General features: G+C 69.6%; 1 pseudogene. It reads left to right on the plus strand.

Annotation, left to right across the window (positions count from 1 at the left end):
* Window positions 1–220: 220 nt before the first annotated feature.
* Window positions 221–497: pseudogene (locus AX702_RS20965) on the plus strand (hypothetical protein); the annotation flags it as partial.

The following is a 497-nucleotide window of genomic DNA, read 5'->3' on the forward strand; positions in this document are numbered from 1 at the left end:
TCGCCGAGGCGCAGCGCCGTGCCTATGCAGCCGTCGACGCGCTGGATTTCCCGACCGGCTTCTGCCGCCGAGACATCGGGTGGCGCGCGATCGCGTAAGGAAGGCGGCGCGGCGGCGGGCCAATCGTCCGCCGTTAATCGGTGAATTACGCAAACTCCCGCCCGTTGCGGGAACCATGCACCGCGCCTAAGGCTTGGCGCCTGGCGTAGCGGAGTGTTTCATGCAGCCCACCACGGTGGACAATACCATGACCAGCATCGTGCTGGTGGTCATCGCGATTGCCGCGGTGCTGACGATCGTCGCCATTCTGGTGGGCGTTCGCAAGAGAAACGCGCGCCGGGAAGCGGATGCGGCGGAGAACGCCCGGCTGGCAGAGCGCCCCGCCACCGATCGCCCGCTGAACGACGATGACGCCACGGACGTGCCGCCCGCGTCGGCACCGGCCCGTCCGGCAGCGACGCCCGCTGCCCCGATCGCAGCGCCCGCCACGCCTGTTC

The sequence above is a fragment of the Sphingomonas sp. CCH5-D11 genome (genome assembly GCF_001557395.1).
Taxonomy (GTDB): Bacteria; Pseudomonadota; Alphaproteobacteria; order Sphingomonadales; family Sphingomonadaceae; genus Sphingomonas.